This is a genomic window from Paenibacillus sp. FSL R7-0210 (assembly GCF_038009085.1).
Taxonomy (GTDB): domain Bacteria; phylum Bacillota; class Bacilli; order Paenibacillales; family Paenibacillaceae; genus Paenibacillus_AQ; species Paenibacillus_AQ silagei.
Genome location: NZ_JBBPAR010000001.1, coordinates 5,902,529 through 5,918,674 on the forward strand (window position 1 = coordinate 5,902,529; position 16,146 = coordinate 5,918,674).

Below are 16,146 nucleotides of genomic sequence, written 5' to 3' on the forward strand. Positions count from 1 at the left end.
TAGCATTCCGATTCACACTGGCGCGGCCACGGAGCCGCAAGGACAAAAGAGAGGTAGGGCTTTTGTCGTATTGGAAGGATTATTCTCGCCACACGGCTGCTGGAAATAACAAGGAATAACGACACCCGTCTTGCTCACAGACGGCGGGGGATTAATATACCGATAAGACATGGCTGGCTGCTTCTCTGTTCTTCAGGGAAAGGCCCCATGTGTGGAACATAATTAGCGCCCGATAACCGCTGTCAGCGGATATCGGGCGCGTCTACGTTCTACGGACTTTTTTACCGTATAGATTCAGCGGCAGCCGGACTGTGTACATAACGTTCCACGAATTCGCCTACTGTGCGGATGTATGTGCTTTTATCCGTATCATAGGCAAGACCATGCCCCGCTCCATGCACCACCAGTTGCTCCTTCGGACTCCGGCAGGCCTCATACAGCTCATTCATCATTGCATAAGGCACGAACTTATCCGCATCCCCGTGGATGAACAGAATCGGCACCTTGGCCTTGCGAACCTGCTTCAGCGCAGACGCCTCCCCGAAGAAATAACCGGCCTTCATCCGGGTCACCAGACTGGCCACCGGCACAAACGGGAAGCTCGGCAGATGGTACATCCGCTTCAGCTGATAGGACAGCTGGGCCTTGACCGAGGTATAACCGCAATCGGCGACAATCGCCTTGACCTGCGGAGGAAGCTCCTCGCCGGACGTCATCAGCACCGTGGCTCCGCCCATAGATACACCATGCAGTACGATTTGCGCGTCCGGACCATTCTCCTGCAGAACGAATCCGATCCATTTCAGATAATCCCGTCGTTCCGGCCAGCCAAAGCCGATATAATCTCCTTCACTTTTCCCGTGTCCCCTGGCATCAGGCAGCAGCACATTGTACCCCAGGTTCTCATAATAGTTCTTGGCGGTCGCTCCCATATCCTTGGCCTTCCCGGAATAACCGTGGGCAACAATGACCGTCCGTCCGGCAGCACGCTCTGACGCCAGATAATAGCCTTGCAGCTTGAGCCCATCCTCAGAGACCAGCTCTACCTCACGGAAGGTCTGCCGGGACACCCACTCCGCTCCTTCTCCCCACGAGGCTCCGGCCACCGGCGGCGGATCGATCTTAAGGTCTGGGGTCTTGGCCAGGAATTCCTTAGGGGCCCGTTTAATGGCTACTCCATAAAAATAGAATCCGGCATACCCCACCCCTCCGGCCACCACGATCAGCACCACAAGCAGGTATATCATCCACATCAACGTTCCTCCTTCAGTAAGCAACCATATTAATTTGAGCCTAGTATAGCATGGGAGTACGGCCAACTAAAAATACGGCTGAGGCGCAAACTTCAACTCCATTGTACTCTGCAAGACTCTTGAAAGAAGCAGGTGGACTCTATTTAGCACACTCGCCTTCCCGCAGCAGATTGCATGTATGCTGTTTTCCACATACATTTGATCCGCTGACTCTCTCATCGGCACATTGTATATTGTTTTTCGCATACATTTGGTCCGCTGACTCTCTCACCGGCACATTGTATATTGTTTTTCGCATACATTTGGTCCGCTGACTCTCTCACCGGCACATTGTATGTTGTTTTTCGCATACATTCTGTATCCGGGCACTTATTTCCAATAAAAAAAAGAGCTGCTTTCAGGAGAACATCTTCTCCGAAAGCAGCCCTGGTCAAATTACAGGATCATCGTTTGTTTATATAAATCTCAGTTCCGGTCACTCATTTACGTTTGCTGTTTCTGGTGGTTCTTCTAAGAATCAAGCCCAGACCAGCGAGTGCCAAACCGGCAAAATAATAAGGCGCAGGACTGGATTCGCCCGTCTTCGGCAAGGTTCCATCCACAGGCACACCGCCTAGAGGAACCTCATCATCAATAAGGACTACATCGGGTGCCGGTTCTGCTGAAGGCGTTGGCTCCGGTGTTGCTGCTATTTGCGCAACCGCAACAGCCGGTGTCGGCGTCGGCACTGTTGTAGCTATTGGAGTTGCTACAGGTCCAAGCGGCAGCGGATCATCATTCACAACCACATCATTGCTCACGATAAATCCGATAATCGGAGTCGGCGTAGGCACTGGAGGGAAACTGAACGGCGGCGATGTTGGCGCTGGCGTTGTTACTGGTGTTGGATCTGGTGTCGGTGTCGGTGTCGGTGTCGGTGTCGGTGTCGGCGTTGGTGTCGGCTCTGGTGTCGGTGTCGGCGTTGGTGTCGGCTCTGGTGTCGGTGTCGGCGTTGGTGTCGGCTCTACCGTCGGTGTTGGTGTCGGCTCTACCGTCGGCGTTGGTGTCGGTTCTACCGTCGGTGTCGGTGTTGGCTCTACCGTCGGTGTTGGTGTTGGCTCTGCCGTCGGTGTTGGTGTTGGCTCTGCCGTTGGCGTTGGTGTCGGTTCTACCGTCGGTGTCGGTGTTGGCTCTACCGTCGGTGTTGGTGTTGGCTCTGCCGTTGGTGTTGGTGTTGGCTCTGCCGTTGGCGTTGGTGTCGGTTCTACCGTCGGTGTCGGTGTTGGCTCTACCGTCGGTGTTGGTGTCGGCTCTACCGTCGGTGTCGGTGTTGGCTCTACCGTCGGTGTTGGTGTTGGCTCTGCCGTTGGCGTTGGTGTTGGCTCTGCCGTTGGCGTTGGTGTCGGTTCTGCCGTTGGCGTTGGTGTCGGCTCTGCTGTCGGCGTTGGTGTTGGTTCTACCGTTGGTGTTGGTGTCGGTTCTGCCGTTGGCGTTGGTGTCGGTTCCGCTGTCGGCGTTGGTGTTGGCTCTGCCGTTGGTGTTGGTGTCGGCTCTGCCGTTGGCGTTGGTGTCGGTGTTGGTTCTACCGTCGGTGTTGGTGTTGGCTCTGCCGTTGGTGTTGGTGTCGGTTCTGCCGTTGGCGTTGGTGTCGGTACCGCCGTTGGCGTTGGTGTCGGCTCTGCCGTTGGTGTTGGTGTCGGCTCTGCCGTTGGTGTTGGTGTCGGCTCTGCCGTTGGCGTTGGTGTCGGTCCCGCTGTTGGCGTCGGTGTCGGTACTGCCGTTGGCGTTGGTGTCGGTACTGCCGTTGGCGTTGGTGTCGGTACTGCTGTTGGTGTTGGTGTCGGTACTGCCGTTGGCGTTGGTGTCGGTACTGCTGTTGGTGTTGGTGTCGGTACTGCCGTTGGTGTTGGTGTCGGTACTGCCGTTGGCGTTGGTGTCGGTTCTGCCGTTGGCGTTGGTGTCGGTACTGCTGTTGGCGTTGGTGTCGGTACCGCTGTTGGCGTTGGTGTCGGAACTGCCGTTGGTGTTGGCGTCGGCACCGCTGTTGGTGTCGGTGTTGGCTTCACCGTTGGCGTTGGTGTCGGCTTCACGGTCGGCGTTGGTGTTGGCTTCACGGTCGGCGTCGGTGTTGGCTTCACCGTTGGCGTTGGTGTCGGCTTCACAGTCGGCGTTGGTGTCGGCTTCACAGTCGGCGTTGGTGTTGGCTTCACAGTCGGCGTTGGTGTCGGCTTCACGGTCGGCGTTGGTGTCGGCTTCACAGTCGGCGTTGGTGTCGGCTTCACGGTCGGCGTTGGTGTTGGCTTCACGGTCGGTGTCGGCTTCACGGTCGGTGTTGGTGTTGGCTTCACGGTCGGTGTTGGTGTTGGCTTCACGGTCGGCGTTGGTGTTGGCTTCACGGTCGGCGTTGGTGTCGGCTTCACGGTCGGCGTTGGTGTTGGCTTCACGGTCGGCGTTGGTGTTGGCTTCACGGTCGGCGTTGGTGTCGGCTTCACGGTCGGCGTTGGTGTCGGTTTTACAGTCGGTGTTGGCTTTGGAGTTGGAGTGCACACAGGTGTAGGTGACGGTTTTATGGTCGGTGTTGGCTTCACTGTAGGTGTAGGCGTTACCGTCGGTGTTGGCTTCACTGTAGGTGTTGGCGTTACCGTCGGTGTTGGCTTCACTGTAGGTGTTGGCGTTACCGTTGGTGTTGGTTTCACAGTCGGTGTTGGCGTTACCGTTGGTGTTGGTTTCACTGTCGGCGTTGGTGTCGGTGATGGACTAGGTGTCGGCGTTGCGGTCGGCGTCGGACTCGGCGGCGGCCCCTCTCCCTCGTACAATCCCAGGTGCATCTCTACCCCGCCGCTAAAAGATTTTGCAATCAGGGTTCCGTACAGCTCTGCTCCGGCATAATGAACATCCGCTCTAGGTGCGAGGATCGTCCCGAAGAATGAGGTATAAGCGATATTCACCTCAGAAGCTTCGTAAAAGTTGAACAATACCTGACTGGCTCTGCCGTTATTCATTGAAAAGCTCGGCACATTGACTGTAGACCCGCTTATATTAATAATCAGCGTAGCGTTCTGTGCAATGTTGAATTCGATATAGTTGGTCTTCGCCAGTGTCGAGGCATCCAAATGAACTACATTGAAACGATCCGGTGCACTTATCTTGAGCTGTCCATAATGATTATCGCCAATCTCATTCGTGTCGGCCAAGGCCCCATACTCTGTGGATCGGGAGATCAGAGCTTGCTGCTCGGCTGCAAAATCAATCGGGCTGGCATTTTTCTTCCCGCCTTTGATGTTGACACCAGGCTCATTGGCTGTAAAGCTATCCCCAAATACCACATTTCCATAGATCTCTCCACTGCCTAAATGTACAAAATTCTTACCGGCCACAAGTACATCCGTCGGCGAAGCATCCCTGTATGCCCTGGCTACTCCGTATCCTCCGGAGAGGGTAATGTTCCCCGCCGCTGCCAGGCGGCCTTCAATCTGGTCATTGGCTTGTTTAAAATCCCCGAGGATAAAAGCATTAAAATTCCCTGCAACCCCCAAAACCGGTGTTGGCGTATACGGCACCCCTGAAGCTGCTCTAACATCCGTCCCCCACGTAAAGGCACTGGATAGGGTCAATAGGCCTGCCATAAGGATGGCAGCTGTTTTACGTACTCTTTTCTTCAATAGTCCACACCTCCTAGTTACTATTCTATGAATCTGTCACGCGACTATAACAACAAAAAGACCGCCACGAAGGGTTAGCTTCACGGCGGCCGGACGACCCTAGCCTCAACTTTAGAGACAGTAGATTCCTGACTTTGCGTCCCGTTCTTTCGATACGGTTTGCGTTTGTACATGATTTCGGTATGCAATTAAGATTTGCTTATGTAAGATCATTGTTGAGTCTATGACATTTGTTACTTTTGTACTAATTTCAGTTTATCCGCTCCCCCACCCTGTTGTCAATCCATTCCCAGTATATTTTTTGAAATTATTTTTGCGAAGATTCCTCATTTAACCCTTTTATCATAAGGCTTCAGGGGCGAATCTTTTTTTATATGCTGACGAAAAAAGTCGAGAAATCAGAGGATTGGCTGTAGCCGTTTATCTCTCTTACCTATAATAATATCAATTTATATTATTTAAATTTGATGCATTTGTCCTATTTTATCGCCTTCAGACCCCTCCTACTCATTGTCTGCTCCTGTTCAATGCAATTTTACCTATTTACAGGCACCTCAGCTCGAAAAAAAAGTGCCGCCCATAGGGACGACACCTGCTAATAGACTTCATATATTTTGAATAAAATGTCGCCTAGGCAGACCCGAACAGCTGAACCCAGCCAATCATCGATACCCAGAGCGGAACACTTAGAATGATCCCGAATACCAAACCACGGCGGAGGCTTCCTTCACGACTCATTGCCATTCTCCTTTGAGCTGATTTATTTTTCAATCTTTAATATTTCAATTTTAATATAAAATAATTCATCTTATTTTTTTGTGAAATATATCACATTATTTGAGTTAATTTATAAAACCCATTGATTATTTTTTGAAGGATGAGTTACAATGCGAATATACGTTCTCTTCGAGGGGTTGAGAAGGATGCAAAGAGCAGAGAGCCAGGACAACCTGCTGGTCAAATCTTATATTTTGCTGCCGCTTATTCTATCCGCCTTCGAGCGCGATGCTTCTGCTATAGCCTCTGAGCTGCGCACGCCTGCACCTTATCTGGAGGTAATCCAGTCGGCCGCTCATGCCGCTTCTGCCGATCTGCGGGAGGTCCGTGCCGGAATGCGCGCACGTGGTCTGAAGGTCTATGAGCAGCAGCGGCTGGAGACGGGTGTTGAAGCCAAATTTGTCTGCAGGGGCTATCACGAACGGATGCTGCTGCTGGATGATGTGATTGCCGCCCAGGCCACTCTGCATATGCGCAGATATCTGGGTATGGAGAAGATGGAGCAGCGCTAACAAAGAAGCCTGCCGCAAGCGGCAGACTTCTGCATTAAATGATCGCCCGGATGCGGCTACATTAACAACGTCCAATACCCCAATGTGCCGCATATCACCACCACAGCTACCGGGTACAGGATTCTCCGGCTTACCTGATCCCTGAACGCAAGAAACAAACAAAGCATACAAAGCCATGCAATTAGAAGGCTTCCCATCTATTATGCATACGCTCCTTCCCGGCATTTCTGCCCCTCTCCAGCGGTAGACCGCCTCAGAGCACAACTCTCCTTATATATAGGAAGATTTCCCGCCGAATATCCCAATTATACCAGCTGACAGCCAATCTGGAGCAATTTTTCTTCACATTGCCGTCAAGAAATTCACAATTCCTCTTCCAGCACAGGATATTCCCAGAAACCCAGACGTCCCTTAGCAGGTATGGGATGTACCAGCGGAACAACCTCCTCCAGCATCCAGGCATACCTTCCTTCGGCATAATTGCCGAATACATATTCATTGCCGCCCGGCCAGCCTTGCTGCGCAAGCTCCGGCGTCACCTCACAGCAATCCGCAATGCGGCTGACTGCAATGATCTTGCCGGTTGGCAGGTTGTCCGCAGTGTAACCGTAACGTGCCAGCAACGACTGATACGGCTCCGTCCGGCAGATCGCCTTATTCACCTGCATCCCGGCATGAATGGCTAACTCTCCCCGCTGGGCGGTCCGCCAGGTCCGGGTTTCGATTTGTTTTTCTCCCAGCGCAATTAACGTGGCCCACGGCTGGCGAATGGTTAGGCATTTCATAATGCAGCTTGCCTCCTCTGTTGAACACCTTTTTACTCAGAATGACTATGGCCTTCTATGGGAAACATTAATAGCTAAGAAGGGGGACTGACGAACTATGGGTAACGGATTAGATCAAGGGTACGGGGTATTAAAATGCAAATTATCCAATGAGAATACCATATATAAGCTAGGTGTCAAAAATAATCATGTCCAGGTACTGGTTGAGGTTGAAGGTGATATTAATAAAAAGTACAGGGTGGCTATCAATATCAGATCAAGCGCAAAAGCGGAACATTTACCGGAGGACACCGCAAATCAGGTGCTTTATTATGTGGGCGAACATTTCAAAGCGGAAGAAACGGCCCGTTGGCTCACGCTTGAATCCGGCTTCACGAAGATCACCAGGCATAACCGGAGCCTTGCCCTTGATTATATCAGGGGAAACCTGGTGATTCCCAGTAAGATGGTAGCTCTGCCTAATACGAACCGGAATGAACCCGAAAACAGCGATCCCCGCAACAATCTTTATGATAAAATCACCTCTTATCTCAAGGAGGCACAGCAACAGGATGCAACCCTGTACGTATTCGGCGAGCCTTGGGGACCAGAAGAGGATAAGCCCGATAAGTACTTCGGCTTCTCCCCTGGGCAGGGCGTTCATAATATTCATATGAACCAAGGCAATGCGGGCGGGTACGCCAGAGAAAATGGCACATGGCAAGACGGCGGCGTCCTTATTCATTTCGAGAATGAACACAGATGGGTGGCTATCTTCCTGGCCTTCCAGTCCCAATCCTGGTGCACTAACGACCAGGGAGATGCCACCAAGCCGGTTAGTGAATGTAATCATACCAATGCTTTGTCATGAGCCAGCACCATCGCATTAACCGCTGATACGATATCCTTGGCATCCAACTGTTCATCCAGCCTCAAATGAAGTTGTAAGGTAGAGACTGATGATTGGTTAGCAGAAACAATGAGCTCGACCTCATGAGATGAAAGCACCTTTGCTTGCAGGATTTGCAGCCAGGGGATAATATCCGGTAACGCTTTATCCTCCGAAGGACCAATTTCCATGCCATCCACCCCAATAGGTGAACGCCCGTCGAAATACTCAATCCTTAGCACAGGATAAGAGGGGAGACTGTTCCTCTTCGAGGTCCTAGCGGCTTCCAGCTGATGGCGGGAGGTTTGTTTACGACCGATAACTATTTTCCACAAAACGATACACAGGGAGGGGATGAAGAAGCAGAGCACCGCCAACCAACCACTGGAGGTCTTGATATAGACGGCAAAAAAGAGGGCTGCGGATAGAATCGCAAGCAACCAGATGTAGAGCTCCTGCCTCCATTTGGACTGGCGCTTCCCGGATACTGGAGGAATGGACTGTGCTGGTTGAATATCGGTAGCTTGCTCCGGTTGAGCTGCCGTTCGTTCCCTCCTAGGCAAATGCTCCCCATTCAGCATATAAAAGTTATCGGCTGCTCCCTGCCAGACCTTCTCCTGCGAGGGATGCGGCGACTGCCAGAGGGTAACGTATTCTTGAATGTCTTTTAGATACAGGGCAGGATCGCCCGTGAATGAGAAATATTGCGAAAGCTCCAGATGAATAACAGCAGAAGAATAACGCTGTACATGGGTCGATAAGGTTACCAGCCACTCATGTACAGGAGTGGAAAGCGCTGGGAAATGGGCCAGCGTGCCGGGTAAACTCAGGCGCAATTGCTCTGCAGCATCCGCCCATGGAATCTGCCATTGGAAGGCCTCTGAAAAATGTTCCCACTCAGGCAAATCCTCCACATCCGGTTGGTCCATATGGGGTTGAATCTTGCTCCAAGCTTGCATAAGCTGCCTGCTATAGCGCTGGAACTGGTCTTGGCTGACTAGACAAAACCATATTGGAGCGAGAAAATTATTCGTTTCGAAAGCTGTATTCTCATAATCAATCAAATCTGTATCGGCACTGGTAACACTCAGGAATGTCCGGTTTCCCATATAAGATCCTTGCCTCCTTGCCTCCTAGCATCCAACCATAAGCTCCCCACTTTACTTAACTAAAGGTTAGAAGAATGGTAGATGTTGATGCTTGCATAGAAAAAAGGCGCAGTTCCAAAAAACCGGAAACCCGCGCCACTATCGACTTTGTAAGAATGCTGGTGAAGGGAATTGAACCCCCGGCCTACGCATTACGAGTGCGTTGCTCTACCCCTGAGCTACACCAGCTTACAGACGTTTGCGTCTGCCAAGCAAAAAATATTATAACTCTTCCAGCGGAAAACGCAAGCCCTTTTTCCGCTGGTTGCTGTGTCCTCAGCCGTGCATCAGCCCCAGCCCGCGGAAATAATCCAGTGCGAGCTTAGCGCTTGCAAGGGAGGACTCCTCATAGGCCTCTTGCTCCACAATATAATAGAGAATTCCGCTCTGCTCCGCGATCTCGAAGACGCTCCGGAAATCAACCTCTCCCTTTCCGAGATCGGTCTCCTCATTGTCTGCTCCGAAGTCCTTCATGTGAACCAGCGGAACACGGCCGGCGTACCGTGACACATAATCAACGGGCCGGGCTCCCCCCCTGTATACCCATCCCAGATCAAACTCAGCCAGCATATGCTCGGCAGGAATCTGCTCCAGCCAGATATCGATGACCGCCTTGCCGTCAACCTCTTTGAATTCATAATCATGGTTGTGGTAGCCGTACTGCATCCCCGCCGCCCGGACCATCGCGGAAGCCTTCTCCAGGAATGGAATGATTCTCGTTACATCCTCTATGGAAGGGTTCGGCGGAAGCGGTGCCGACGGGGTGATCATATATTGCAGTCCGAGCTCTACACCGTATTCAATCTCTTTGGCTAATGCCTGTTCCATCTTATCCAGACTGCTGAAGTCCAGGCCTACATGCGCCGAAGGAGCCGCCAGGCCAAGTTCATCCAGCTTACGGCGCAGTTCCCCTGCAGATACACCGAAATAACCGGCGAATTCCACTGCCTGGTACCCCATCTCTGCCACCTTGGCCAGTGTGCCGAGGAAATCGCGTTCCGTCTGGTCACGCAGTGTATACATTTGAATTCCGATCTGCTGAGCTGCTTCTGCCATGAATAATCCGCTCCTTATTATCATTTCTGATTAGATACTGTATTCCCGCTACTCTCCCTGTAGCTTGCGCTCCACGGATTCCAGCTTGCTGCGACTGGTCGAGATCTTGTCGCGCCGGTCATCGATCTTGAGCGAGGTTGAGACTCTCTGCGCCCCGGCGGTGAACGGCGACTCGTGCAGCGCTTCTACCGCAGCCAGAATCCGCGCTACCGGCCCCTCAATAATCGTACCCATAGAAGTTAGCTCGTAGGTAATGCCCTCCACCGTCTCCAGCACGCGCTGCATCTCGGCCACATAGCTGCTGAGACTGGTGCTGCCTGTCCCAATCGGAATAACGGTCACTTCGCCAATTGCCATTGTGAACTGCCTCCTAATGATCTGATGTGCCTGCCTCTAACTTATCCTCTTATTGTAACGCTTCGCCAGGCTTGCTACAAATCACCTGCACCCTCTCTATTCTATTAATATCCGTCAAAATGATTACCAGGATTAGACGCACTCTATTTATGGATTCTTTGTGGCGTATTTTCGGAGATTTTATGAAAAATTCACGGCAGATTCATAGGAAAGTTGTGGATTACCTGTGGACTAACTGTGGATCAGCTGTGAGTAAAAGCGCCGAACCCGCTCCCCGTGCGGGATTGCAAAAAAACATTTACAAACACAATATATTGCGGTAGCTTTAATAGATAACAACAAAATATAGTAGAAACGGGTGTTTCACCCCTTGTAATAGAGGTGCGACTTAATAGGGAAGCGCGGTGCAAAACCGCTGCGGTCCCGCCACTGTAACCGGATGCTCCCAGGGTGCGATGCCCAGGGCCGCATTCTCCGGCTAATTGCCACTAAGGGGCGGAATAAGCCCCCCGGGAAGGCGCCGGAGGAGTTGCCGGAAGCCAGGAGACCTGCCTGTTTCGGTGGCACCGCTTAGACTCCTGCGAGGAACAGGGAAGGTGTCCGTATGCGGCCTGCAATAGCAGAGTTAGCCTTCCGTCAATCGGGCCAGAGGCTGCCGATACCTGAGGACGATCGCGGATTATTTTCAGGTATCGGCTCTGCGGAATATACAAGAACGGGCGTAAGCTATTTGCCCCTTGTCTGCTCGTATATTCCACCCAGACCACAGGCAAATTTCCGCTTCCCGGATCTTTGCATCATGCATTCGGGCATTTCCGGCCTTCCCGGCCGGAGGTGCTTTTTTAACGCTTACAATACCCGAGAGGAGAGAGTTATATAATGACGCTGCTGGAGAAACGTTATAACGAAGGACAAGCTGCACAGGAGGATCTTTTGGAAGAGGTCATTCATCTGGGACGGGATATTATCGACAGCCGGGATCTGGATCTGCTGCGCGAGAACGCCAACCTGAACGGGGAGAGCTTCTCCGGCAAAATGAGCAAATTCGGCAGTGAATACTCCAAATGGTATGCCCGCAACTTCACCATGCCGCCGCAGCTGGTACAGGCTACCCTGGATAATGTCGTCTATGTGCATGACCTGGATCAATACGCCATCGGAACCACCAACTGCATCTTCATCCCGTTCGAACGGCTTCTCCGTGAAGGCTTCAACACCGGCAACGGCAGCGTACGGCCTCCCAACTCGATTATGACGGCGATGTCGCTGGTGGCGATTATTTTCCAGTCGCAGCAGAATGCGCAGTACGGCGGTGTGTCCGCCAACAAGCTGGATTATGATCTGGCTCCTTATGTGACCAAGTCCTTCTCCAAGCTCTTCCGCAAAGGTCTGGAGTATTTCGAGGAGAATGCAGAGGTTTCAGAACTTGGGGAGATTACGATGAGCCGCAGCGATCTGGCTGAGCAGTATCCGCGCGCCTTCCGTTTTGCCCTGAAGGAGACGCAGAGCGAGACCCTGCAGGCCGCAGAGAGTATGGTACATAACCTGAATACGATGTCCAGCCGCTCCGGCGGCCAGATTCCTTTTACCAGCATCAACTACGGGACCTGCACCTCCCCGGAGGGCCAGCTTGTGATCAGCTCACTGCTGACGGCTACGATGAACGGACTGGGCAGCGGGGAGACGCCGGTGTTCCCGATTCAGATCTTCAAATGCAAGCAAGGCATCAACCAGCAACCGGGTGACCCTAACTATGAGCTGTTCCTGAAGGCAGCGGAGTGCTCGGCGCGCAGATTGTATCCGAACTTCGCCAACCTGGACGCTCCGCTGAACATGCAATATTATGATCCGGCTGACCCGGATACCGAGTTCGCTACGATGGGCTGCCGGACCCGTGTGCTCGGCGACCGCTTCGGACGCAACCATTGCTCCGGCAAAGGCAACTTGTCCTTCAATACGCTCAACCTGGTGCGTCTTGGACTGGCCCACGGCACGATAACCGGCCGCCGCCTGGCTGCTGATGAAGAAGGGTTCTTCGACGACCTGAATCACTATATGGATATTGCGCTGGACGGTCTGCTGCACCGCTTCCGTATCCAGGCTTCCCAGAAGGCCAAAGCCTCCGATTTCATGATGCGTGAAGGCGTCTGGGAGGGCGGCGAGCAGCTTGCCCCTGATGACAGTGCAGGCGAACTGCTGAAGCACGGCAGCCTGTCGCTGGGCTTCATCGGGATGGCCGAATGCATGAAAGCCATGTACGGCAAGCATCACGGCGAAGATATGGAGATTCACGCCAAGGCTGTAGCCATTGTCCGCCACATGCGTGAATATTGCGACCGCAAGAGCGAGGAGCTTAACCTCAACATCACCTTGTTCGCAACACCGGCCGAAGGTCTCTCCGGTAAGTTCACCAAGATCGACCGCAAGGTGCTCGGTTCTATCCCTGGGGTAACCGACCGTGAATACTATACGAACTCGTTCCACATTCCGGTCTACCATGAACTTAGCGCAGCCAAGAAGATCAGCCTGGAAGCCCCGTTCCATGAATATTGCAACGCCGGAGCGATCTCCTATGTCGAGCTGAACGGCAATGCCCGGAGCAATCCTGCAGCGTTCGTCAAAATCATCAAATATGCGCTGGAGCAGGACATCAGCTACTTCAGCATCAACCATCCGATTGACCGCTGCTCCGGCTGCGGCTATGAAGGGGTCATCGGCACGAATTGCCCGACCTGCAATGCCCATGAGGATACCACCCATATCCGCCGTCTGCGCCGGGTTACCGGGTATCTGACCGGTGACTATCAGACCCGTTTCAATGCGGCCAAGCAAGCCGAAGTCCGGGACCGTGTTAAGCATCTATGAACATCTGCGGATATTATCCGGAGTCGATCAATGAAGGGGAAGGCCTGCGGGCCGTCCTCTTCGTCAGCGGCTGCCGCCACCGCTGCCCGGGCTGCTTCAACCCGAAGACCTGGAACTTTAACTACGGGGAGGCCTTTACCCCGGAGCGCCGGCGGGAGATTATAGAGGAGATTGCAGGCAATCCGCTGCTGGACGGCTTGACGCTGGCGGGCGGGGACCCTTTTTTCTCGGCTGAGGAGGCTGCAGACTTCATACACGAGCTGCGCGCCGAGCTGCCGGCCTTCCCGGTCTGGATCTATACCGGCTATACGTACGAGGAGCTTACGGCTTCCCCGGGCTCTGCGGAATGGAAGCTGCTGGCCTTGTGCCAGGTCGTGATCGACGGACGGTTCGTCGAAGAGCTCAAAGACCTTACCCTCTCCTACCGGGGAAGCAGCAACCAGCGGATCATTGATATTCCGGCGAGTCTGGCGGGAGATAGGGTTGTTCTGTGGGAGCCGGAGCTGAGCTTTCAAGGAGTATAACTCCTAAATAGACAAAGGCACTAAACTCCCGCATCCGGGTGGTTTAGTGCCTTTTGATTGTACCGGGGATGATCGGACCGGCAGCGTAACCTTATTCCGCGGCTCCTGTCTGTCCTGCCTTGCGCCCCACCTTATGCTCCGTCTCCTCCGCCAGCTCTTCCAGCACGCTGTTCAGGCGTAAACGCAGCTCTTCAGCCAGCTCAACTACGCCCTGGTCGTTACGAACCGCCTGGGAGTCTACGGCGTAGACGCCGCCAAGAATGTAGCGGGCGCCAAGCACGGACAGTACCGGCTTCAGTGCATAGTCGATCGCCAGCAGATGTGCAAGACTTCCGCCCATGAAGAGCGGCAGGACGATTTTGCCGGCCAGCCCTTTTTGCGGCACCAGATCCAGGAAGGTCTTCAGTACTCCCGTGTAAGAAGCCTTATATACCGGACTGACTACGATTACCGCATCAGCTTCCGCTACGAGCCCATTCGCCTTGACAATGGCCTCGCTCTCGAATTTGGTATGGATCAGATCCTCCGCAGGCAGCTCCGCCACATTGATCCGCTCCACTTCATACCCGCGCTCCCGCAGGGCATTCTCTGCATACTCAATCACGGCATTGATCCGTGAGACCAGCGAGGGTGTTCCGTTAATTACGACTATTTTGGCCATTTCCGCACCTCTTCCGTCCGCATAATAGGATAAACCGGGCTGCTTCGCCGGGCATCAATACTTTAAATTAGTAATAATCCTAGCAGAGTACAAGGAATATTGTCAAACCCCTCTTATGCTTGCAAACTGCTGCCGCTCTGGTTATAATAAACGGCAAACCTATATCCCGACCAGGCCAACGACCGGCATCCAACCGCGAGGCGTCTGCGACCGGAGCAGCTTCCTGTTCCCTAAGTTTACCGGGTTTCGCCCGTTACCGCGAAGACCAAAGAGGGCCTGATTCCGCGCTGCTTAGCTGCTATACGCGAATGAGGTCAACCTGGGTGGCACCGCGAGCTGACGCTCCTCGTCCCATGGATGAGGGCGTTTTTTGCGTTTTTTTACCCACACTTAAGGAGCGGATGCAGATGTTGGATATGAATTGGATCAGGGAGAATGAGGACCTTGTACGGAAGACGGCCGAATGGAAAAGATTGAAGTTCCCCCTGGAGGAACTTCTGGAGTGGGATGACCGGCGGCGGGAGGTACGCCGGGCCACCGAGCAGCGGCGCGCGGAGCGCAACGCGCTGACGAAGGAGGTCGAGCGCCTGCTGCGCGGGGGCGACCCTGAAGGCGCCGAGCACGCAAAGGCGCAGGTGCGGGGCACCCTCAGCGAGCTGGCGCTGCTGGAGGCGGAGCTGGCAGAAGCGGAGCAGCGCTGCGGCGAGCTGCTGCTGGAAGCGCCGAATCCCGTGTCGGCGGATACGCCGATCGGGCCGGATGACAGCGCGAATGTGGAGCTGCGGCGGCATGGCGCGCCGCCGGTATTCGGCTTCCGCGCGCGGGACCATGTCGAGCTCGGAGAGCTGCACGACATCATCGACCTTCCGCGCGGTGTCAAAGCCGGAGGGCCCCGCAGCTATGTGCTGAAGGGGGCCGGGCTGCTGCTGCACCTCGCCGTGCAGCGGCTGGCGCTCGATGTGCTGATGCAGCGCGGCTTCACCGCGATGGATGTGCCCGTGATCGTCCGGCCGGAAGCGCTGGAGCGGACCGGGTTCTTCCCCGGCGGCCGGGACCAGACCTACGAGCTGACAGGCGAGAAGCGCTGGCTGGCCGGGACCTCGGAGGTGTCGCTGGTCTCGCTGTACAGCGATGAGATTCTGGAGCTGGATCAGCCGCTGCGGCTGGCCGGGATGTCGGCCTGCTTCCGCCGCGAGGTCGGCTCGGCCGGCCGCGATGTGCGCGGGCTGTACCGGGTCCACCAGTTCTCGAAGATCGAGCAGGTGGTCATGTGCAAGAACGATCCGGCAGAATCAGAGCAGATGCTCCAGGAGATTCTCGGCAATGCCGAGCATATTCTTCAGCTGCTGGAGCTGCCTTACCGGGTAGTCGCCGTCTGTAGCGGAGACATGGCGATGAAGACCCATAAGCAGTATGACATCGAGACCTGGATGCCGGGCAGAGAAGCTTACGGGGAGACCCACTCGGCTTCCAATCTGCTCGACTTCCAGGCCCGCCGCTCGGGCATCCGCTACCGTGATGAAGACGGGCGGCTGCAATACTGCCATACCTTGAACAACACAGCGGTGGCCACGCCGCGCATTCTGATTCCGCTGCTGGAGAACCACCAGCAGGAGGACGGATCGATCTATATCCCGCAGGCGCTGCGGCCGTATATGGGCGGGGCGGAGCGGATTTAAACGGGAGTGAATCACGGCTG

12 protein-coding genes, 1 tRNA gene and 2 riboswitches are annotated in these 16,146 nt (G+C 54.1%); of the genes, 5 read left to right on the plus strand and 8 right to left on the minus strand.

What is annotated here, in order from left to right; all coding sequences use genetic code 11:
- Positions 1-281: 281 nt before the first annotated feature.
- Positions 282-1,247: an alpha/beta hydrolase gene (locus MKY64_RS24930; protein WP_340958164.1), complete on the minus strand. Its 966-nt coding sequence runs from the start codon at positions 1,245-1,247 to the stop codon at positions 282-284.
- A gap of 485 nt (positions 1,248-1,732) precedes the next feature.
- Positions 1,733-4,894 carry a choice-of-anchor A family protein gene (locus tag MKY64_RS24935; protein WP_340956455.1) on the minus strand — a complete coding sequence of 1,054 codons (3,162 nt, stop codon included), beginning with the start codon at positions 4,892-4,894 and terminating at the stop codon, positions 1,733-1,735.
- Positions 4,895-4,975: 81 nt separating this feature from the next.
- Positions 4,976-5,068: riboswitch (cyclic di-GMP riboswitch) on the minus strand.
- 749 nt (positions 5,069-5,817) lie between these two features.
- On the opposite strand from MKY64_RS24935, the gene MKY64_RS24940 reads away from it, so the two are divergent.
- Positions 5,818-6,183 (plus strand): hypothetical protein, encoded by a 366-nt coding sequence (locus MKY64_RS24940; RefSeq protein ID WP_051478700.1) that lies wholly within the window; start codon positions 5,818-5,820, stop codon positions 6,181-6,183.
- Between the two features lie 362 nt (positions 6,184-6,545).
- Here the strand turns inward: MKY64_RS24940 and MKY64_RS24945 are convergent, their stop codons facing one another.
- Positions 6,546-6,968: an ASCH domain-containing protein gene (locus MKY64_RS24945; protein WP_036732659.1), complete on the minus strand. Its 423-nt coding sequence runs from the start codon at positions 6,966-6,968 to the stop codon at positions 6,546-6,548.
- A 97-nt stretch (positions 6,969-7,065) separates the two neighbouring features.
- Between MKY64_RS24945 and MKY64_RS24950 the strand changes: the two genes are divergently transcribed.
- A complete protein-coding gene (locus MKY64_RS24950) occupies positions 7,066-7,818 on the plus strand; it encodes a YukJ family protein (protein ID WP_340956458.1) in 753 nt (250 codons plus the stop codon).
- Here the strand turns inward: MKY64_RS24950 and MKY64_RS24955 are convergent.
- The 4 genes from MKY64_RS24955 to MKY64_RS24970 all read right to left on the minus strand — a co-directional run bounded on the left by MKY64_RS24955 (position 7,797) and on the right by MKY64_RS24970 (position 10,397).
- Entirely contained in the window at positions 7,797-8,945 is a 1,149-nt protein-coding gene (locus MKY64_RS24955) for a hypothetical protein (RefSeq protein WP_340956460.1), read from the minus strand. The two genes, MKY64_RS24950 and MKY64_RS24955, sit on opposite strands and share 22 nt — an antisense overlap.
- A 156-nt stretch (positions 8,946-9,101) precedes the next feature.
- Positions 9,102-9,173 (minus strand) — tRNA-Thr (locus MKY64_RS24960).
- An 87-nt stretch (positions 9,174-9,260) separates the two neighbouring features.
- The gene (locus tag MKY64_RS24965) at positions 9,261-10,040 is read right to left on the minus strand and encodes a sugar phosphate isomerase/epimerase family protein (RefSeq protein ID WP_340956462.1); all 780 of its coding nucleotides are present in this window, start codon (positions 10,038-10,040) and stop codon (positions 9,261-9,263) included.
- A 48-nt stretch (positions 10,041-10,088) separates the two neighbouring features.
- The gene (locus MKY64_RS24970) at positions 10,089-10,397 is read right to left on the minus strand and encodes an MTH1187 family thiamine-binding protein (RefSeq protein ID WP_340956464.1); all 309 of its coding nucleotides are present in this window, start codon (positions 10,395-10,397) and stop codon (positions 10,089-10,091) included.
- Between the two features lie 339 nt (positions 10,398-10,736).
- A riboswitch (cobalamin riboswitch) is annotated at positions 10,737-10,967 on the plus strand.
- Positions 10,968-11,276: 309 nt separating this feature from the next.
- Between MKY64_RS24970 and MKY64_RS24975 the strand changes: the two genes are divergently transcribed.
- Entirely contained in the window at positions 11,277-13,262 is a 1,986-nt protein-coding gene (locus MKY64_RS24975) for an anaerobic ribonucleoside triphosphate reductase (RefSeq protein WP_340956466.1), read from the plus strand.
- Complete coding sequence (gene nrdG, locus MKY64_RS24980) at positions 13,259-13,786, plus strand: anaerobic ribonucleoside-triphosphate reductase activating protein (protein WP_036732670.1); 528 nt, start codon at positions 13,259-13,261, stop codon at positions 13,784-13,786. The genes MKY64_RS24975 and nrdG overlap by 4 nt, the downstream gene beginning before the upstream one ends.
- A gap of 91 nt (positions 13,787-13,877) precedes the next feature.
- Here the strand turns inward: nrdG and ssuE are convergent, their stop codons facing one another.
- Positions 13,878-14,447: an NADPH-dependent FMN reductase gene (gene ssuE, locus MKY64_RS24985; RefSeq protein ID WP_036732673.1), complete on the minus strand. Its 570-nt coding sequence runs from the start codon at positions 14,445-14,447 to the stop codon at positions 13,878-13,880.
- A gap of 407 nt (positions 14,448-14,854) precedes the next feature.
- Between ssuE and serS the strand changes: the two genes are divergently transcribed.
- Entirely contained in the window at positions 14,855-16,126 is a 1,272-nt protein-coding gene (gene serS, locus MKY64_RS24990; protein WP_340956469.1) for a serine--tRNA ligase, read from the plus strand.
- The last annotated feature ends 20 nt before the right edge of the window (positions 16,127-16,146 follow it).